General features: G+C 54.5%; 18 protein-coding genes. 2 read left to right on the top strand and 16 right to left on the bottom strand.

Features of this window, described 5'->3' with window-relative positions:
* Nucleotides 1-8: 8 nt before the first annotated feature.
* The 5 genes from nqrE to KAJ71_RS04525 are packed head-to-tail and all read right to left on the bottom strand — an operon-like array spanning nt 9 to nt 4,612.
* A complete protein-coding gene (gene nqrE / locus KAJ71_RS04545; protein WP_248944592.1) occupies nt 9-605 on the bottom strand; it encodes an NADH:ubiquinone reductase (Na(+)-transporting) subunit E in 597 nt (198 codons plus the stop codon).
* A gap of 6 nt (nt 606-611) precedes the next feature.
* Nucleotides 612-1,241: an NADH:ubiquinone reductase (Na(+)-transporting) subunit D gene (locus KAJ71_RS04540; RefSeq protein ID WP_248944591.1), complete on the bottom strand. Its 630-nt coding sequence runs from the start codon at nt 1,239-1,241 to the stop codon at nt 612-614.
* A complete protein-coding gene (locus KAJ71_RS04535) occupies nt 1,234-2,028 on the bottom strand; it encodes a Na(+)-translocating NADH-quinone reductase subunit C (RefSeq protein ID WP_248944590.1) in 795 nt (264 codons plus the stop codon). The genes KAJ71_RS04540 and KAJ71_RS04535 overlap by 8 nt, the downstream gene beginning before the upstream one ends.
* A complete protein-coding gene (locus tag KAJ71_RS04530; protein WP_065683842.1) occupies nt 2,018-3,259 on the bottom strand; it encodes an NADH:ubiquinone reductase (Na(+)-transporting) subunit B in 1,242 nt (413 codons plus the stop codon). The genes KAJ71_RS04535 and KAJ71_RS04530 overlap by 11 nt, the downstream gene beginning before the upstream one ends.
* A 3-nt stretch (nt 3,260-3,262) precedes the next feature.
* The gene (locus KAJ71_RS04525) at nt 3,263-4,612 is read right to left on the bottom strand and encodes a Na(+)-translocating NADH-quinone reductase subunit A (RefSeq protein ID WP_248944589.1); all 1,350 of its coding nucleotides are present in this window, start codon (nt 4,610-4,612) and stop codon (nt 3,263-3,265) included.
* Between the two features lie 538 nt (nt 4,613-5,150).
* On the opposite strand from KAJ71_RS04525, the gene dpaA reads away from it, so the two are divergent.
* Nucleotides 5,151-5,921 (top strand): peptidoglycan meso-diaminopimelic acid protein amidase, encoded by a 771-nt coding sequence (dpaA, locus tag KAJ71_RS04520; RefSeq protein WP_248944588.1) that lies wholly within the window; start codon nt 5,151-5,153, stop codon nt 5,919-5,921.
* On the opposite strand, the gene KAJ71_RS04515 is transcribed toward dpaA, so the two are convergent.
* Together KAJ71_RS04515 and lpcA are read right to left on the bottom strand one after the other, a co-directional pair.
* Nucleotides 5,859-6,659 (bottom strand): class II glutamine amidotransferase, encoded by an 801-nt coding sequence (locus tag KAJ71_RS04515; RefSeq protein ID WP_248944587.1) that lies wholly within the window; start codon nt 6,657-6,659, stop codon nt 5,859-5,861. The genes dpaA and KAJ71_RS04515 overlap by 63 nt on opposite strands.
* Before the next feature lie 91 nt (nt 6,660-6,750).
* Nucleotides 6,751-7,332 (bottom strand): D-sedoheptulose 7-phosphate isomerase, encoded by a 582-nt coding sequence (gene lpcA, locus KAJ71_RS04510; RefSeq protein ID WP_024483641.1) that lies wholly within the window; start codon nt 7,330-7,332, stop codon nt 6,751-6,753.
* 256 nt (nt 7,333-7,588) lie between these two features.
* Here lpcA and fadE point away from each other — a divergent pair, with 256 nt between their 5' ends.
* The gene (gene fadE / locus KAJ71_RS04505) at nt 7,589-10,045 is read left to right on the top strand and encodes an acyl-CoA dehydrogenase FadE (RefSeq protein WP_248944586.1); all 2,457 of its coding nucleotides are present in this window, start codon (nt 7,589-7,591) and stop codon (nt 10,043-10,045) included.
* Between the two features lie 62 nt (nt 10,046-10,107).
* Here fadE and KAJ71_RS04500 read toward each other — a convergent pair whose 3' ends face one another.
* From KAJ71_RS04500 to KAJ71_RS04460, 9 genes are read right to left on the bottom strand one after another with little or no spacing between them, the layout of a single operon-like run.
* Nucleotides 10,108-11,151, bottom strand: a complete 1,044-nt coding sequence (locus KAJ71_RS04500; RefSeq protein WP_248944585.1) for a HoxN/HupN/NixA family nickel/cobalt transporter — start codon at nt 11,149-11,151, stop codon at nt 10,108-10,110.
* 43 nt (nt 11,152-11,194) lie between these two features.
* A complete protein-coding gene (yut, locus tag KAJ71_RS04495; RefSeq protein WP_248944584.1) occupies nt 11,195-12,169 on the bottom strand; it encodes an urea transporter in 975 nt (324 codons plus the stop codon).
* A 19-nt stretch (nt 12,170-12,188) separates the two neighbouring features.
* On the bottom strand, nt 12,189-13,136 hold the full coding sequence (locus tag KAJ71_RS04490) for an urease accessory protein UreD (protein WP_248944583.1): 948 nt from the start codon (nt 13,134-13,136) through the stop codon (nt 12,189-12,191).
* On the bottom strand, nt 13,133-13,768 hold the full coding sequence (gene ureG, locus KAJ71_RS04485) for an urease accessory protein UreG (protein WP_248944582.1): 636 nt from the start codon (nt 13,766-13,768) through the stop codon (nt 13,133-13,135). Before ureG ends, KAJ71_RS04490 begins: the two co-directional genes overlap by 4 nt.
* 18 nt (nt 13,769-13,786) lie before the next feature.
* Nucleotides 13,787-14,473 carry an urease accessory protein UreF gene (locus KAJ71_RS04480; RefSeq protein ID WP_248944581.1) on the bottom strand — a complete coding sequence of 229 codons (687 nt, stop codon included), beginning with the start codon at nt 14,471-14,473 and terminating at the stop codon, nt 13,787-13,789.
* Nucleotides 14,470-15,066: an urease accessory protein UreE gene (locus KAJ71_RS04475; protein ID WP_248944580.1), complete on the bottom strand. Its 597-nt coding sequence runs from the start codon at nt 15,064-15,066 to the stop codon at nt 14,470-14,472. Before KAJ71_RS04475 ends, KAJ71_RS04480 begins: the two co-directional genes overlap by 4 nt.
* A gap of 12 nt (nt 15,067-15,078) precedes the next feature.
* On the bottom strand, nt 15,079-16,794 hold the full coding sequence (locus KAJ71_RS04470) for an urease subunit alpha (RefSeq protein ID WP_248944579.1): 1,716 nt from the start codon (nt 16,792-16,794) through the stop codon (nt 15,079-15,081).
* Between the two features lie 20 nt (nt 16,795-16,814).
* Nucleotides 16,815-17,234 carry an urease subunit beta gene (locus KAJ71_RS04465; protein WP_248944578.1) on the bottom strand — a complete coding sequence of 140 codons (420 nt, stop codon included), beginning with the start codon at nt 17,232-17,234 and terminating at the stop codon, nt 16,815-16,817.
* A 60-nt stretch (nt 17,235-17,294) separates the two neighbouring features.
* Complete coding sequence (locus KAJ71_RS04460) at nt 17,295-17,597, bottom strand: urease subunit gamma (protein WP_248944577.1); 303 nt, start codon at nt 17,595-17,597, stop codon at nt 17,295-17,297.
* Between the last annotated feature and the right edge of the window lie 552 nt (nt 17,598-18,149).

Raw genomic sequence — 18,149 nt, 5'->3', positions numbered from 1 at the left:
TCCTGCCTTTACAACTGGACGCCGGAGAACGACATAAAGCCCAATGCCATCAATCCGGTGGTAATAAAGGTAATGCCCAGGCCACGCAACCCGGCTGGCACATCGGCATACTTCAGTTTTTCACGGATCCCCGCCATGGCAACAATCGCCAGCATCCAGCCAGTGCCGGAGCCGAAGCCATACACCACAGATTCCATAAAGTTGTAATCACGCTGCACCATGAACGATACGCCGCCGAAGATGGCGCAGTTCACCGTGATCAACGGCAGGAAGATCCCCAGGGCGTTGTAGAGCGCCGGGAAGAAACGATCGAGGATCATCTCCAGGATCTGCACCAGTGCCGCAATCACGCCGATAAAGGTGATGAAGTTGAGGAAGCTCAGATCGACACCCTCCACCAACGCACCATCACGCAAGATCAGGTTATAGACCAGGTTATTGGCTGGCACGGCAATCCCGAGCACTACGGTTACCGCAATCCCCAGTCCAAACGAGGTGGAGACCTTCTTCGACACCGCCAGGAAGGTACACATCCCCAGGAAGAACGCCAGCGCCATGTTCTCAACGAACACCGCACGCACAAACAGGCTGATATAGTGAGCCATCGGCGGTTACTCCTTTTCTATCTGCGCTGGCTTGAGAGCACGTAGCCCCCAAATCAGCAGGCCGATGATAAAGAACGCACTCGGCGCCAGCAGGAACAGGCCGTTAGGCTGATACCATCCGCCATTCTGCACCGTTTCCAGCACCGTAATGCCAAACAGCTTGCCCGAACCGACCAGTTCACGCAGAAAGCCCACCAGGATCAGGATCACGCCGTAGCCCAGCCCGTTGCCGATACCGTCCATAAAGCTCTCAATCGGCGGCGACTTCATGGCGTACGCCTCGGCGCGGCCCATCACGATACAGTTGGTGATGATCAGCCCGACGAACACTGAAAGCTGTTTGGAGATTTCAAATGCATAGGCACGCAGCAGCTGATCGACCACGATCACCAGCGAGGCGATGATCGCCATCTGTACGATAATGCGCACGCTGTTAGGGATATGGTGGCGGATCAGTGAAATAAAGAAGCTGGAAAATGCGGTAACCAGAGTAACCGCAATAGTCATCACCACCGCCGTTTCCAGCTTGGTGGTTACCGCCAGCGCCGAACAGACGCCAAGCACCTGCAACGCGATCGGGTTGTTGTCAAACAGCGGCCCCAGCAGGACCCGTTTAACCTCTTTGGAATCAGCCATTTTTCAGCGCTCCTTCACGGACTTTCTGCAGGAATGGGCCAAAGCCGTGCTCGCCCAACCAGAAATTAAACGTATGCTGTACGCCGTTAGCGGTCAGTGTCGCGCCGGACAGGCCATCCACACCATGGATATCACCTTGCCGCGCCCCGCCTTTCACGATGCGGATTGCCGGGTTGCCGCTGTCATCAAACAGTTGCTTGCCGATCCACTGCGCGCGCCAGCTGGCGTTCTGGATCTCGCCACCCAGGCCAGGGGTTTCGCCGTGTTCGTAGAAACTCAGGCCGCGCACCGTATTACCATCGGCATCCAGCGCCACAAAGGCGTACATCACCGACCACAGGCCTGTGCCGTAGACCGGCAGCACAATTTTGTCCACTGCGCCGCTTTCGTCACGCACCAGGTAAATTTCAGCCTGGTTGCTACGGCGGCGGATACCGGCCAGATCCTGCTCAGCAGTCAACACCCGGCTTTTGGCATCACTGCGTAGCGCAGCAGCCAGATCGAAAGCTGTCGCATCCCCAGGCACAAACTCACCGCTGTCCAGATCCAGCAAACGCGGTTCGATACGCTTGCTAAAGGCGGTGTTCACCTGTTCGCTGGTCATGTCGCGCTGCAAAAGGCCAGCCACGTCCAGGATGTTACGTTGCTTATCCAGCAACCGCTGTTCCTGCTGTTTGGACTTCAGCCCGACTGCGGAACCCGCAACCACCACCGAACACACCAGACACAGCAGCAGCACTACCAGCAGCGTTTTGCCAATGCTGTCATTTTTAGATTCATTCGCCACGTGCTTTTCTCCGCTTGATGTTAGCCTGCACCACCAGGTAATCGAACAGCGGTGCGAACAGGTTGGCGAACAGGATCGCCAGCATCATGCCTTCCGGGTAGGCCGGGTTGACCACCCGGATCAGCACACACATCACGCCGATCAGGATGCCGTACCACCACTTCCCTTTGTTGGTAAACGAGGCGGAAACCGGGTCGGTAGCCATAAACACCATACCGAAGGCAAAACCGCCCAGCACCAGATGCCAGTACCAAGGCATGGCGAACATCGGGTTGGTGGTAGAGCCAATGGCATTGAACAGATACGCCGTGGCGATCATGCCGATCATCACACCAGCCACGATGCGCCAGGAAGCGACGCGGCCAAACAGGATAATCGCCCCGCCAAGCAGGATCATCAGGGTTGAGACTTCACCGATCGAACCAGGGATGTTACCGATAAACGCGTCCATCCAACTGATAGATTGGCCGGTGGTGACGTTGGTCAGGCTGTGAACTCCGCCGACGCTCCATTGTGCCAACGGTGTCGCACCGGAGAAGCCGTCTGCGGCGGTCCACACCAGATCGCCAGAAATCTGCGCCGGATAGGCAAAGAACAGGAAGGCACGCCCCGCCAACGCCGGGTTGAGGAAGTTACGCCCGGTACCGCCGAAGATCTCCTTGGCGACTACCACACCAAAGCTGATACCCAGTGCGGCCTGCCATAACGGCAGGGTTGGCGGCACAATCAGGGCGAACAGAATGGAGGTGACGAAGAAGCCTTCGTTGATCTCATGTTTGCGTACCATCGCAAACACCACTTCCCAGAAGCCGCCCACCAGGAATACCACGGCGTAGATCGGCACGAAGTAGGTTGCACCGAGCACCATCTTGCTGATCCAGCCAGCATCGGCGCCGAGCGTTGCCCCCAGCATCTGTGCCAGCCAGTAATGCCAGTCCCCCGCCAGCACCTGTTGCAGCTGATCACCGCTGTACAGATGGTGCAGTGCCGGAATAGTCTGCTGGCCAACGTTATACATGCCCCAGAACATGGCCGGGAACACCGCCAACCATACCAGGATCATCATGCGTTTCAGATCGATGGCATCACGTACGTGCGAGGCACCGCGCGTTACCGTGCCGGGGGTGTAGAACACCGTGGCCGTCGCTTCAAACAGCGGGTACCACTTTTCCAGCTTGCCGCCCGGCGTGAAGTGATGCTCAATCTTGTCAAAAAAATTCTTCAGGCCCATCGGTTATCCTTCCTGCTCAATCTTGGTCAGCACTTCGCGCAGCACCGGGCCATATTCATACTTGCCGGGGCACACGAAGGTACACAACGCCAGATCTTCTTCATCCAGCTCCAGACAGCCCAGCGCCTGGGCACCGTCCGTATCGCCCGCCAGCAGATCGCGCAGCAGATGGGTCGGCAGAATATCCAGCGGCATCACCCGCTCGTAATTGCCGATCGGCACCATCGAACGCTCGCCGCCGTTGGTGGTGGTGGAGAAAGCGAACAACTTGTGCTTGAGGAAATGGCCCAGCGTGGTGCGGGTGATAGAGAACTTGTCCGATGCCGGAGCAATCCAGCCGAACAGCTCTTTCTCCCGCCCTTCCAGCAACACCGAAACCTGGTTGTGGAAACGGCCAAGCCAGGCGCTCGGGCCGCTGGCATGGAAACCACTCAGCACCGAGCCGGATATTACCCGGTTCTCACCGGCCTTCAGGCGGCCTGCGGTCAGTTGATCCAGGCTGGCCCCTAAACGGGTACGCAACAGCACCGGCTGCTCCACCTGTGGCCCCGCCAGGGCAACCACGCGCTGGGTATCCAGCTTACCGGTGGTAAACAGGGTGCCGATGGCGATCACGTCCTGATAGCCGATATGCCAAACGGTCTTTTTCAGGCTGACCGGCTCCAGGAAGTGAATATGCGTGCCCACCAGCCCCGCAGGGTGCGGGCCGGCAAACTCGTTGTAATCAATCTGCGCCCCGGCAGCCGTATCCAGCCGCGTACCCGCTGCGTGGCAGACATGTACCTTACCGTCTGTCAGGCGCGCCAATACCCTCAGCCCGGCATTAAATGCCGCCAACTGTTGGTTGATGATCACCAACGGATCGGCAGCTAACGGCTGAGTATCGATAGCGTTGACAAAAATAGCACGGGGTGAAGTGCCTGGACGGGGGGTTTTGCTGAATGGTCGTGTGCGTAGCGCGGTCCACAGGCCGCTGGCGATCAGATCGCTTTCAACCTGTTGGCGTTCCAGCATCGGCAAATCGGCCTGCTGATAATAGGCCAGCTCCACCTGTTCTTCACCGCCGTTGTCGATGTCAATCACCACCGATTGCAGCATGCGGCGTTCGCCGCGATTGATAGCAGCGATCTGCCCGCAGGCCGGTGCCGTGAAGAAGACCCCAGGGTTCTTATTATCTTCAAACAGCGCCTGGCCTTTTTTAACGCGATCACCAACCTGTACCAACATGGAGGGGCGCATACCAATGTATTCCTGGCCGAGCAGCGCCACTTGCGTGATCGCTGGGCCATCCTGGATCACCTGCGAAGGCACCCCAGCTATTGGCAGATCTAACCCTTTTCTTATTCTGATCATAGGATTTATACGATGTTTTAAATTTTCACACGTCCTACCAGCCCAGAGGCAGGCGCAGAGCGTGCAGGATGATGAGGCAGCCTTGGCCGCCTCCGGATGAACACGATGACCTCATGCCCAACTTGAAATATTCACACTGACCAGTAGCGTTCGCAGGCCGGTGATTAAGCCAATACTGCCGAATGTTAAAACATTGCTATAAACGATGGCGGCATTGTTGCTATTTCATACAATATCCACGTACTGAATACCGATTAATAACGAAGCAGCATGGGCAAGATATTAACATTTTCGACGGAATTTTTCCGTGCTATCTAGTGACCTGAGTCGAGGAAATGCAATTAAATAGCTGTTATTTCTTGACACTACTCGTTAAAAACTTGGGTTCATTTCACTTTTACCGATGATTGTAGTTTTTTTATACACTCCGCGTATTGCTAAAAAACAACACGCTGGTAATCTGACGGGGTTAATGCACAAACCCCGGCAGTGGCATGCTGGCTGCGTTCTAAAAATAAATAAGCAGGAATAATTAATAATGAGCAAAATCGCGCTGTTGTTTGCGATGCTATTTTGTACGCCGCTGATCACGGCGTGCAGCGCCAGTGAGCCTGCCCCGGCTCCCCAGTCGCCCTTGGTTGCACAGCAATTATTAGGTTCACCGGTCTATATCCAGATATTCAAAGAAGAGCGCAAGCTGGAATTGTACGCCAAGATGGGCAACGAATTCCGTCTGGTGAATAGCTTCTCTATCTGTAACTTCTCCGGTGGCCTAGGCCCGAAACGCCGTGAAGGGGACTTTAAAAGCCCCGAAGGCTTTTATAGCGTCGATACCCGCCATCTGAAACCAGACAGCAAATATTATCGCGCCATCAATATCGGTTTCCCTAATGATTACGATAAAGCGCAGGGATATTCTGGTGCCTATCTGATGATCCACGGGGAATGCAAATCGATCGGTTGCTACGCGATGACCAACACCTATATGGACGATATCTATCGTTACGTCGAGGCGGCATTTGCCCACGGGCAAAGCCGGGTGGATATCAGCATTTATCCGTTCCGCATGACCGAACAGAACCTGCAACGCCACCGCTCTTCAACCTACATCAGCTTCTGGCGTCAGTTGAAACCAGGTTATGACTACTTCGTCAAAAACCGTCAGCCACCGATGGTTAGCGTGGCTAACGGCCAATATGTGATGGCACAGCCGTTGATTGGCAGTGGTCAGCCAACGCAGTACGCCTCAACGATTGAGACAACCACCAACCCGTTCGCCCGCAGCCAGCCGCTCACCGTAGTGAAATAAGGCAAACTCACCTGGTGCAATCTTGTGCCAGGTTTCGTTGCCCGTCAGCGGTTGGGTCGCAATGACCGTGACCACGTCATCCGGCGTGGTCTGCCGCTGAAAATCAATCTCTACATCCTGATCGAGCAAGGTGGCTTTGCCAAAAGGCGCTCGCCGAGTGATCCAGTAAAGATTAGTGGAGCAATAGGCCATCACAAAGCGCCCATCTGACAACAGCATATTGAATACCCCTTTCTGCCGCAGCCGATCGGCCAATAACGCGATATAACGAAACACGGCTGGCCAATTGCTGGGAGTGCGCGGGTATTTCAGCGCCAACTGGTGTAACAGCCAGCAGAAGGCATATTCGCTGTCGGTCTGGCCCACCGGGCGGAAATTGCCGGTCGCCAGTTGGCGATAGCCTTTCAGTTGCCCATTGTGAGCGTAAGTCCAGTTGCGGCCCCACAGCTCACGGGTAAAGGGATGGGTATTTTCCAGCGCCACCTCACCGCGATTAGCCTGGCGGATGTGGGAGACCACGGCACAGGACTTGATCGGGTATTCCTGTACCAGGCGGGCAATAGGTGAATTGAAGCTGGGTTGGGGATCCTTGAATGTGCGACAACCGTTGCCTTCATAGAAGGTAATGCCCCAGCCATCTTTATGTGGCCCGGTTCGGCCACCGCGCTGTACCAGCCCGGTAAAGCTAAAGCAGATGTCGGTTGGTACGTTGGCGCTCATCCCTAGCAGTTCACACATCGATTGCCACCCCTTGAGGACTACTGACATTGGATATTGGTATAAGGGCGCAGCTTGATGCCACGCCCTATATTTAATGCTGATCTCGCCGTTAAGCTTTAACCATCTCTTTTTCGATCAACATGATCAAGATGTGGATCGCTTTGATATGGATTTCCTGGATACGGTCGGCGTAGCCAAAGTGCGGCACGCGGATTTCCACGTCGGCGCTACCGGCCATTTTGCCACCGTCTTTGCCGGTCAGGGTGATCACTTTCATCCCCTTGGCGCGGGCCGCTTCAATGGCTTTGATGATGTTGCCAGAGTTGCCGGAGGTGGAGATCCCCAACAGCACGTCGCCTTCACGGCCTACGGATTCCACATAGCGGGAAAACACGTATTCATAGCCAAAATCGTTGCTGACGCAAGACAGGTGGCTAACGTCAGAAATCGCGATGGCCGGATAGCCTGGGCGATTCTCACGGTAGCGGCCAGTCAGTTCTTCTGCGAAGTGCATCGCATCGCAATGCGAACCACCGTTACCGCAGGAGAGCACTTTCCCGCCAGCTTTAAAGGAATCCGCCAGCAGTACTGCCGCGCGTTGGATGGTGTCAATGTTGGCGTCATCGCTAAGGAATTTAGCCAGAGTATCAGCCGCTTCATTCAGTTCACTGCGAATTAAATCGTGGTACATAGAGATCGCCTCTTGTTGTGCGGTGGCATCGTCAATCTTTCGTCACGCAGTGTAACGGATTGCAGAAAAACCTAGAAGCGTTGCGACGCAAACAGCGCTAGTGTGAACCGACCCGGTGGTTTTTTGACAATTGATGCTGTCAGTTTGTGACTTAAGTTGTAATTAAAGTGTAAATATATTGATAAAAAAATAGGTATGAACTAAAACCATTAGATATACACAACAGGTCAGACCTCTTACTACTTCGGAGCTTCTTATGATGGTTCTTAGTATCGTTGTTTTACTCGCACTCATTGGTGTGGTGTTTTATCACCGAGTGAATCTGGCTCTCAGCAGTCTGCTGCTGTTGGCCTTTACTGCGGCCATGGGTGCTATCGGCCTTTGGACTTACTGGATGCTGGTACCGCTGGCCATCGTGCTGCTGCCGCTGAACATCGTTTCGCTGCGCCGCTCGCTGCTTTCGGCCCCGGCACTGCGCGCTTTCCGCAAAGTGATGCCGCCAATGTCCACCACGGAAAAAGAAGCCATTGACGCCGGGACCACCTGGTGGGAAGGCGATCTGTTCCGCGGCCAACCGGATTGGAACAAGCTGCACAACTATCCGCAGCCTAAGCTGACAGAGGAAGAGCAAGCCTTTATCGACGGCCCAGTGGAAGAAGCCTGCCGCATGGCCAATGACTTCCAGATCACGCACGAACTGGCCGATCTGCCGCCGGAGCTGTGGGCCTATCTGAAAGAGCACCGCTTCTTTGCGATGATCATCAAGAAAGAGTACGGCGGGCTGGAATTCTCCCCTTATGCTCAGGCCCGTGTCCTGCAAAAACTGGCGGGTGTCTCAGGTATTCTGGCGATCACCGTCGGCGTGCCTAACTCCCTCGGCCCAGGCGAGCTGCTGCAACATTACGGCACTGAAGAACAGAAAGATCACTACCTGCCAGGCCTGGCGCGCGGTGATGAAATTCCTTGCTTCGCACTGACCAGCCCAGAAGCGGGCTCCGACGCCGGGGCTATCCCGGACGTAGGCACCGTGTGCATGGGCGAATGGCAAGGCAAACAGGTACTGGGCATGCGCCTGACCTGGAACAAGCGTTACATCACTCTGGCACCGATTGCCACCGTGCTGGGGCTGGCCTTCAAGCTGCATGACCCAAGCCGCCTGCTGAGCGATAACGAATCCCCCGGCATCACCTGTGCGTTGATCCCAACCAACACCCCAGGGGTAGAGATCGGCAACCGTCATTTCCCGCTCAACGTGCCGTTCCAGAATGGCCCAACCCGTGGTAACGACGTGTTCGTTCCGATTGATTACATCATTGGCGGGCCAAAAATGGCAGGTCAAGGCTGGCGGATGCTGGTTGAATGTTTGTCGGTTGGCCGTGGCATTACCCTGCCATCCAACTCCACCGGCAGCCTGAAATCGGTGGCTTTGGCGACCGGCGCTTACGCCCATATTCGCCGCCAGTTCAAAATCTCTATCGGTAAGATGGAAGGGATCGAAGAACCGCTGGCACGTATTGCCGGTAACACCTACGTGATGGATGCCGCCGCCTCGCTGATCACCTATGCGTTGATGCAGGGCGAAAAACCTGCGGTGCTGTCTGCCATCGTGAAATACCATTGTACCCACCGTGGCCAGCAGGCCATCATCGATGCGATGGATATCACCGGTGGTAAAGGCATCATGCTGGGCGAAGCCAACTTCCTGGCCCGTGCCTACCAGGGCGCACCAATCGCCATCACGGTAGAAGGTGCCAATATCCTGACCCGTACCATGATGATCTTCGGCCAAGGGGCGATCCGCTGCCATCCTTATGTGCTGACCGAAATGGCAGCCGCTCAGAACAACGATCTGCACAGCTTCGACCAGGCGCTGTTTGGCCACCTCGGCCACGTTGGCAGCAGCAAAATGCGCAGCCTGTGGCTCGGCCTGACCAATGGCCGTACCAGCAGCACGCCAACCAAAGACGCTACACGCCGCTACTATCAGCAGCTCAACCGTCTGAGCGCCAACCTGGCATTGCTGTCTGACGTTTCCATGGGCGTACTGGGCGGCAGCCTGAAGCGCCGCGAGCGTATCTCTGCCCGCTTGGGTGACGTGCTGAGCCAGATGTACCTGGCCTCGGCCACGCTGAAACGTTTTGAGGATGAAGGGCGTCAGAAAGAAGATCTGCCACTGGTTCACTGGGGCGTGCAAGACAGCCTGAACCAGGCAGAACAAGCGCTGAACGATTTGCTGCGCAACTTCCCGAACCGCTTTATCGCCGGGGTGATGCGCCTGGTGGTGTTCCCATTCGGCCGCGTGCATACCGCACCTTCCGATAAGCTGGACCACCAGTTGGCGAAGATTATCCAACAGCCTTCGGCCACCCGCAGCCGTCTTGGCCGTGGCCAATACCTGACGCCAAGCGAGCATAACCCGGTTGGCCTGCTGGAAGCCGCCCTGCTGGACGTGATCGCCGCAGAACCTATCCACCAGCGCCTGTGCAAACAAGCCGGTAAGAACCTGCCGTTCACCCGTCTTGATCGTCTGGCACAGCGTGCACTGGATGAAGGCAAAATCAGCGCCGACGAAGCCAAGATCCTGGTGAAAGCGGAAGAGAGCCGTTTGCGTTCAATCAACGTCGATGACTTTGCCCCCGACGCGCTGGCGGCGCAGCAGCCGGTAAAGCCAGTCAAGTTGGAAAAACGCCAGCAGCAGACTGAGGCGGCGTAATAGGACACGGCAAGCCGCTTGAGGCTTGCCATCAATCTGGCCGGCGCTATGCCGGCCTTTTTTTAACCGTTAGCCGTCAGTTTGTCATAACCCTGCAGCCGGTAATTCACCATCGAGAGCAGCCAACACAGAATAAACACGCCGATAATCCAATACCCCATTTCCCCCAGATGGTCATTTACCGCAGCGATGCTGTCCCATATCACCCCGGTCAGTTGCAACTTATCGGCAATCAGCCCCAGTGCCTCGATCCCCCCGATAAACACGGCAATAATCACCGAAATAGCCGTGATCGTCATGTTGTAGTAGAGCTTGCGGATCGGTTTGGAAAATGCCCAGCCGTAAGCCCCAACCATCACAAAATTATCAATCGAATCGATCAGTACCATGCCCGCAGCAAACAGCGCCGGAAACAGCATGATGCTCCACAGGTTCATGCCGTGCCCGGCACTGGCGGCCGAAATACCCAATAAACCCACTTCGGTGGCGGTATCAAACCCCAGACCGAACAGAAACCCGACCAGATACATATGCCAGCTTTTGTTCACCAGATTAAATAGCGGGCGGAACAGACGTGCCAGGAAGCCTCCCTGATTGATCACGTCATCTAAAGAACGATCCGATTCCAGTTCGCCATTTTTTACCTGCCGAAAAGTTCGCCAGACCGAAATCAACACCAGCAGGTTGATAAACGCCACCATCAGCAAAAATAACGAGGAAACCAGCGTGCCGATCAGCCCACCGGTTTCATGGAACCAACCCAGCTGATCTTTGAACATCATTGCCGTGGCCGCAATGGCTACCGAGGCCAATACCACAATGGTGGAGTGGCCGAGAGAAAAAAACGTACCAACGGCAACCGGCGTTACTCCTTGCTGCATGAGTTTACGTGTCACATTGTCGATGGCCGCAATATGATCGGCGTCTACCGCATGGCGCAGCCCAAAACTGTAGGCCAGCAGCGCGGTCCCCATCAGCGCAGTATTATCGCCAAACACTAGGAAGGCCATTAACCAGGCCGCAATATTGATCGCCACCAGCCCAAGCAACAGATAAATCGCCCGCTGCCGGGCAGGGCCGGAGAAACCCGTAGAAATCACCGCCATAAAGACGCTCCTGCTTAATCAGAAATAAGAAAACAAACTCTCGTCACTCGGGGGAAATGATTTTCGGGTTGGCGAGCAACAATAACCAGCAAACCAAAACAAACGGCATGGTTAACGAAGGGATACCCAGAGGTGTCAATAACGTATTGAACGCCCCCTGAGCCACCACGGTAAAAATGACACCTAACAAGGTGTAAATCAGCACCCGCCAGCCTGGTCGATTGAATACCGAGCCTAGCGCTATCGCCGTCAGCACCGCACTAAAGGCGTACAAACCCGCGCTAATGGAGTGCGGATCGGCACCGAGTCCTCCAGCGATTAGCGTCGCCAGCAGAGCGCCCAAAAAGCCAAGCGCCATGGCCCACCGTGAGGTGATCCCCAGCCCTAACAGCAGCAGCACTCCACTAGCCACATTGCTGAACAGAAACACCTGCGATACCCCCTGTAATGTTCCTGTTACGATCTCGGAGAGGCTCAGATATCCGGCGTGTTCTGGCACGCTGGACGGCATTGCCGCCAAAGGCAAATGGGCGGGATTCAAATGGCTGAAAGCATAGCTGGCCAGCAGCAGGCTCCAGGTAGTGAAGACAAAAGGAGCCGTGAGCACGGCAAGTTTCCACAGTTTGAGCAATCGGCTCAGCGCCAGGGTGACGATGACCGAGAGCAGTCCGCCCAAGGTAATGCTGACCCACAGTAACGTCGACATAGACAGAAAGGTCGGTAATGCCGCGCCTATCAGGCAGCCGTTATAACCGAACAGCCCGGCACGCAATGCGCTACGATCCGTGACGATAAGTGCCGCGCTACCGGTTGCCACTACGGTCCCCAACAAGCAACCAAAGGCAACCTGCGGCAGACCTTCGCCATAAGCCCCCATAAATATCGCGATAAAAAACAGTAAGCCTGTCAGAGGATTATTCTGGAACATCACCTGCGAACAGCCGCGCAGCGTCATATCCAGCGAGGCGAACCAACGGCTACTTGCACACCACTGCGCCCAATTAAATGTCGAGGTCATATGCGCATCCTGCTAAAAATTAACGCCAGAGAAAGGGAGTGGGCAACGTGACCCCAAGGATTTCTTCCCGCGCGACACACCAAAACGCCCTGATAGCCGCCTTCACCTGATGAGACTCTTTCCCCAACGCCTTGAAGATCAAACCGCAATCATTGGGCAAACAACTGACACCACTGGCTATGCCCGCTACAGCGTCATAGTACGCAGGAGTACGGGCCAGAATGCGGGCATGATGGATAGCTGGCGTTAACAGGATCACATTACCGAAGACATCAAACGGCCCCATCACCCCTACCGAATTCAGCGGCTGTTTCCGTGGTTCCAGTACGTAGCGCTCGGTAAACAGCGGTTTGCCCTCTGGATAGCAGGCGCTGATGCGTGAGGAATAAACGTCAAAGTTAAAACCACCGTCGGCCTGATGGTATTTGCGCCCCGACAGCAAAATTTCGGAAAACAGCAGGGTCGCCGTCGGGTGCAGCGTGATTTTCGTCTCGCTGATAAAGCGTGAACCACTGTGAGGGATCACCGGATCTGGCATGACTTCCAGATAACCTCCCTCTTCGATGTTCAAGGTCTGGATTTGCGCCGCATAGTTGTTTTCCATGGCGTGGATCTTGGTTGCCGACTGGGTTGTCACATGCCCCGACGCATGGGGAGCGACGTGGATGTCCATCGCCAGACGATCGCCCTGCAGCACACAGCCCGCTGTAGAAATAGCCATAACGCAGGGCATCTGCGGTAACATTTCGTCCCAGTACAGCGCTCGTTGCACCAGAAAGGGGACCCGCCGCTCCATCTGCGCCAGCACGCTACGTTGGCCGCGCAAGGCAAATCCCAGCCGCAAATAGCCACTTTTACCGGTACTGCCACTCGCCATCTGCGGCGGCTCATCCTGATAACATCCCAACTCTGGCGCCGAGCTTCCTAGCTGGTTAACCCGTAACCTGGCCTGGCTGGCCGGAGTCATAACGCCACCTGAGCGCCATGAGTGAACAGAAAATCTCGCATGATCATGTCGACCAACGCCTCGATCCCCTCCCCTGTTTTGCAGTTGGTCAGAATATAGGGCCGCTCCCCACGCACCACGCGGGTATCATGCTCCATCACGTCGAGGCTTGCCCCGACGTAAGGTGCCAAATCGATTTTATTGATCACCAGAATATCGGCCTGCACCAGCCCAGGGCCGTTCTTGCGAGGGATTTTTTCCCCTTCAGCAACGTCGATAACATAGATATAAAAGTCTGCCAGCGCCGGGCTGAAAGTCAGGGTCAGATTATCGCCCCCACTTTCAATCATCACTAAATCGCTGTCAGGAAAACGCGCCTCCATTTCTTCCACCGCAGCAATATTCATACTGGGGTCCTCACGTACCGCGGTGTGCGGACAGGCTCCGGTTTCGACCCCCAGGATTTTCTCCTCATCGAGAATGCCTTTGAGCGTGCGCTTCACCTGTTTGGCATCCTCCGTGGTGACAATATCGTTAGTGATGATTAACGGGCTGATGCCCCGTTGGATCAGGCGTGGCGTAATGACTTCAATAATCGCGGTTTTGCCAGAACCTACCGGCCCACCGATGCCGATGCGGGTAATTTTTTTCACAGACCTTCCTCATTATGATTAGTTGCTAAATAACCGGGTGAAAGCCCCCACATGCAGCGCTGCCAACACATCAATGATCGGCGCATAGGACGCCATCTGTTCGATCCCCCCTTGTTCAGCACTGTCGCAAAACTGTTCAATCTCCTGATTGAGCTGGAACAGGATGCATTGGGTATCGATATGGGTGACTCGCATCAGGCGCATGGCGGCACTCAGGATGGTCGTCGCCACCCCGTATTGGTGCATCACAATCACCTCACGTGGGCTGGCACCCAATGCGCTCATCACCACCGCCTGGGTGATGGGATAAGTCCCTACCGCCTCACCTGCTTTGATTTGCGCCAGCCAGCCAACCACCAACGGCTCCTGGGTGACGGCCACCGCCATTTCCGCCAGTTTCTTTCCCATTCGGGTCACCATCAGGCGGCTTTCTTCATTCAACTTGCGGTTGAACAGCGACCTGTCGATGTCGGTCACCTGGTCGAGATCGCCTGTGGCCAATGCCTTGCAGGCGGCTATCACCGCACGACCATCACCGCTAGCGGCCTGTATAAGGGCTGTGCGGGTGAAATCCTTCAGGCTGCTGACGTCATGTACGATGCCAGCCTGGATCGCAGACTCAACGCCATTAGAGAACGCAAAAGCCCCGACCGGCAGTACCGAATCCGCAAACTGCAGTATTCTGATTAAACGCAGATCGTTCATTTCAGCTTGATCAGGTGCTGGCCAACATAGGCATTTTCCACGTGGACGTGGGTAGAGGAATCCTCCGCCCCCCCAAACAGCAGTCGGGCTTCCGTTTGGGATAGCTGCGGCAAGATGACCTCGCCTTTCACAAAAGAGTAAGGCAAGGCGTGGAAACCGTGCGTTTTCATCACCGAGTCCATCACCTTGGTGGCCACCGTCAACGGGATATAGATCCGGTCGCCTTTGATTACCGATTTCCAATGTTGATTTCCCAAGGCGTGGCCCAGTTCAAAACTGGTTTTCATCACCGTGGCCACATCGCCAGCCAGCAGTGACGATAAATGGATCACCATCACATCGCGCAGGGTCATCTGCACCACGACGGCACGCCGATTTCCCTCATCCCATAGCAGAATATCGCCATCCGCCAGCACCCGATCGCGATCGAGGGAGATCCCTAAGTCCAGGCCATCGCGGGTTGTTTTGCGGCAGCGGCTCTTTTGCGCCTCCCACTGCGACAGGGCCAACACATCCAGAGAGATGCCCTGCAAACACTGCTGCCAATAGCTGTCTTGCTTGATATTGCCGAGTATTTTTTCAATGACGATCATGGCAACGGCCTCCTAGCTGAAGAAATAACGCTGGTTAAGCACCACGGTTTTCACCGGTTTTACCGTGGCATGCGCGCCGTTGACTTTGACGGCAAACGTTTCGGGATCGACCTCGATGGTAGGCATTTCTGCATTGCGTACCATGTCCTGCTTGGAGATTGCCCGGCAGTTATGTACCGCCATTATCTGGCGTTCCAAAGCCAGCTTTTCCTTGATATCGCTATCCAGCGCCGCTTTTGAAACAAAAGTGACGCAGGTTTCCTGCAAGGATTTCCCCAGCGCGCCGAACATGGGCCGGTAGAACGTCGGCTGTGGCGTCGGCAGTGAAGCATTGGGATCGCCCATCACCGCCCAGTTGATCATGCCACCTTTGATCACCAGCTTTGGTTTGGCACCGAAGAAGCGTGGCTCCCACAGCACCAGATCGGCCATCTTGCCAATTTCAACCGACCCCAGTACGTGGCTGATCCCTTGGGCGATTGCGGGATTGATGGTGATTTTTGCCACATAGCGCAGCACCCGGAAGTTATCATTTTGCGCCGCATCTTCCGGTAACTTACCGCGCGCCATTTTCATGGCATGCGCCGTTTGCATCACCCGCAACCAGTTTTCCCCTACTCGCCCCATCGCCTGGGAGTCACTGGAAAACATCGACAGCACGCCCATATCGTGCAGCACATTTTCTGCGGCGATGGTTTCAGGGCGCACCCGGCTTTCCGAAAATGCTACGTCGGCAGGGACATTGGGGTTGAGGTTATGGCACACCATGATCATGTCGAACAGCTCTGCCTGGCTGTTAATCCCGAATGGCAGCGTTGGGTTGGTCGAGCTGGGTAACACGTTCATCTGGGCAGCCACTTTGATGATATCCGGTGAGTGCCCGCCCCCTGCCCCTTCAGTATGAAAGGTATGAATGGTCCTGCCTTCAAAGGCATCAATGGTATCCTCGACATAGCCCCCCTCGTTGAGGCTGTCGGTGTGTACCGCCACTTGGATATCCATATCGTCTGCCACCCGCAGGGCATTACGCAGAGCCGAGTTGGTCGCGCCCCAGTCTTCGTGCACCTTCAGGCCGACCACGCCCGCGTTGATTTGCTCGATCAGGGGCATCGCGTGTGAGCCGTGGCCCTTACCCAATATCCCCACGTTGACCGGCAGCCCTTCAAACGCCCGCAGCATACGATGGATATGCCAAGGTCCGGCGGTGACGGTGGTCCCATTCGAACCATCCGTTGGCCCAACGCCGCCGCCAAAGAAGGTAGTGACGCCGTTGGAGAGTGCATGCTCTGCCTGCTGTGGCGAAATAAAGTGAATATGGGTATCAATACCCGCAGCGGTTAAAATCAGGTGCTCACCTGAAATGGCATCCGTGCTGACACCGACCACCATGCCCGGTGTCACGCCATCCATCATTCCTGGGTTACCGCTTTTGCCAATGCCGACAATCAGGCCGTTTTTAATACCGACATCGGCTTTGATCACCCCTTGCCTGGCATCCAGTATGGTGACGTTGGTGATCACCAGATCCAGGACGTTGGCGCTGGCCATACGATTATCGGCCCCCATGCCGTCGCGCAGGGATTTCCCACCACCGTAGACCGATTCATCCCCATAACCCCGCAGATCTTTTTCTATTTCGATAAACAGCTGAGTATCACCCAAACGAATTTTATCACCCGTCGTTGGGCCAAACAGTCCTGCATATTCCTGCCGGGAAATCGTTGGCATTGTTATTTCCTTTCACTGTATTAGTCGAGCGTCTTGTAGCCCCGTGCAACGGCCTGTTTTACCGCTAGCGTTTTTTCTACTCGTTCACCTGCGGTAACCGGGCTTTCTCCCACCCAACCGTCAACCAGATTGTTAAAACCGTAAACCGTCTGCTTACCGCCAATGGCAATCAACGCCACCTCCACCTCATCGCCGGGTTCAAAACGAATAGCGGTAGTCGCGGTAATATTAAGGCGTTTGCCAAATGCGGCTGCCCGATCAAACTGCAACGCCTTATTTGCTTCAAAAAAATGAAAGTGGGAGCCGACCTGAATGGGACGATCACCAGAATTACGGACCTTGAGCTTAATCTCCGGCTTACCCTCATTAAAGGTAATTGGGGACTTAGCAAGAATAAGCCCTCCTAACGGAGTATTCATTTCTTCATCATGTTTTTTCATTGCAGCGACCTGTAGAGATGAATATCATCTACTGTTATATAGGGGTCGATAGGCAGTTATTTATTGGATCGGTTCGTGAACCGTTACCAGCCGACTACCATCGGTGAATATGGCCTCAACCTGCACATGGGGAATAAGATCGGCAACACCATCCATCACGTCTTCACGGCTCAAGACCTGCCGCGTATCATTCATCACCTCTTCCAGCGTCTTGCCGTCCCTGGCACCCTCCAGGGCCGCAGCGGTAATGATGGCAACTGCTTCAGGATAATTAAGCTTTAGCCCTCGGGACTTACGCTTTAATGCTACATCAGCCAAGGTATAGACCATCAGCTTTTCAATCTCGCGCGGGGTTAACTGCATAAAACACTCCAGTGTTAAAAACAGAAATCAACTATTCCCGCCTGATAAGATTAATAACATTGCGTTATTTATTTCTTTCAAGGCACAAAACAATCTAGAAGATAATGTTAAGTTTTTCAAGCAAACATTCAGATGGAAAATACTCCATTACCAAGAAAGTGTTAAAAAAGTAACGGTCAGATGATAGATTTCAACGATAAAAAAAATGGTTTTTTATCTTTCCGCCTATAAAAACCTGATTAAAAAACAAACAATACAATGAAGCAGGGCTTATCATGACTCTGTTTTAGCCCTAATGATATTTAATCGCTAAAGCGTTATCGCAGCGCAAGCATATGTAAAAAAGTGTCGCAATAAATAATGGCGGTTACAATACGGCCAGGATTAAAAACATCCTTTAGCCCCAAAAATTTATCTTTTATGGCACTAATAGCAATACGTTATTAAGGATTGGCGGCAGACGGATGAATGGCATGAAATTAGCAGAGTAATAATTTAGCAAAAGTACTTTTATTGGAAGATAAAAAAACCCCGGTTTGACCGGGGCGATAG

It is taken from the genome of Serratia silvae, from assembly GCF_023282985.1.
GTDB lineage: Bacteria > Pseudomonadota > Gammaproteobacteria > Enterobacterales > Enterobacteriaceae > Chania > Chania silvae.
Note: the sequence above shows the minus strand (reverse complement) of the source record. Positions and strands in the feature narration are given on the sequence as shown.

What these genes read in the sequence shown, in the direction of transcription:
- nqrE (WP_248944592.1), bottom strand. Translation starts at nt 605, where the DNA reads ATGGCTCACTATATCAGCCTGTTTGTGCGTGCGGTGTTCGTTGAGAAC.
- KAJ71_RS04540 (WP_248944591.1), bottom strand. Translation starts at nt 1,241, where the DNA reads ATGGCTGATTCCAAAGAGGTTAAACGGGTCCTGCTGGGGCCGCTGTTT.
- KAJ71_RS04530 (WP_065683842.1), bottom strand. Translation starts at nt 3,259, where the DNA reads ATGGGCCTGAAGAATTTTTTTGACAAGATTGAGCATCACTTCACGCCG.
- KAJ71_RS04525 (WP_248944589.1), bottom strand. Translation starts at nt 4,612, where the DNA reads ATGATCAGAATAAGAAAAGGGTTAGATCTGCCAATAGCTGGGGTGCCT.
- dpaA (WP_248944588.1), top strand. Translation starts at nt 5,151, where the DNA reads ATGAGCAAAATCGCGCTGTTGTTTGCGATGCTATTTTGTACGCCGCTG.
- KAJ71_RS04515 (WP_248944587.1), bottom strand. Translation starts at nt 6,659, where the DNA reads ATGTGTGAACTGCTAGGGATGAGCGCCAACGTACCAACCGACATCTGC.
- lpcA (WP_024483641.1), bottom strand. Translation starts at nt 7,332, where the DNA reads ATGTACCACGATTTAATTCGCAGTGAACTGAATGAAGCGGCTGATACT.
- fadE (WP_248944586.1), top strand. Translation starts at nt 7,589, where the DNA reads ATGATGGTTCTTAGTATCGTTGTTTTACTCGCACTCATTGGTGTGGTG.
- KAJ71_RS04500 (WP_248944585.1), bottom strand. Translation starts at nt 11,151, where the DNA reads ATGGCGGTGATTTCTACGGGTTTCTCCGGCCCTGCCCGGCAGCGGGCG.
- yut (WP_248944584.1), bottom strand. Translation starts at nt 12,169, where the DNA reads ATGACCTCGACATTTAATTGGGCGCAGTGGTGTGCAAGTAGCCGTTGG.
- KAJ71_RS04490 (WP_248944583.1), bottom strand. Translation starts at nt 13,136, where the DNA reads ATGACTCCGGCCAGCCAGGCCAGGTTACGGGTTAACCAGCTAGGAAGC.
- KAJ71_RS04480 (WP_248944581.1), bottom strand. Translation starts at nt 14,473, where the DNA reads ATGAACGATCTGCGTTTAATCAGAATACTGCAGTTTGCGGATTCGGTA.
- KAJ71_RS04475 (WP_248944580.1), bottom strand. Translation starts at nt 15,066, where the DNA reads ATGATCGTCATTGAAAAAATACTCGGCAATATCAAGCAAGACAGCTAT.
- KAJ71_RS04470 (WP_248944579.1), bottom strand. Translation starts at nt 16,794, where the DNA reads ATGCCAACGATTTCCCGGCAGGAATATGCAGGACTGTTTGGCCCAACG.
- KAJ71_RS04465 (WP_248944578.1), bottom strand. Translation starts at nt 17,234, where the DNA reads ATGAAAAAACATGATGAAGAAATGAATACTCCGTTAGGAGGGCTTATT.
- KAJ71_RS04460 (WP_248944577.1), bottom strand. Translation starts at nt 17,597, where the DNA reads ATGCAGTTAACCCCGCGCGAGATTGAAAAGCTGATGGTCTATACCTTG.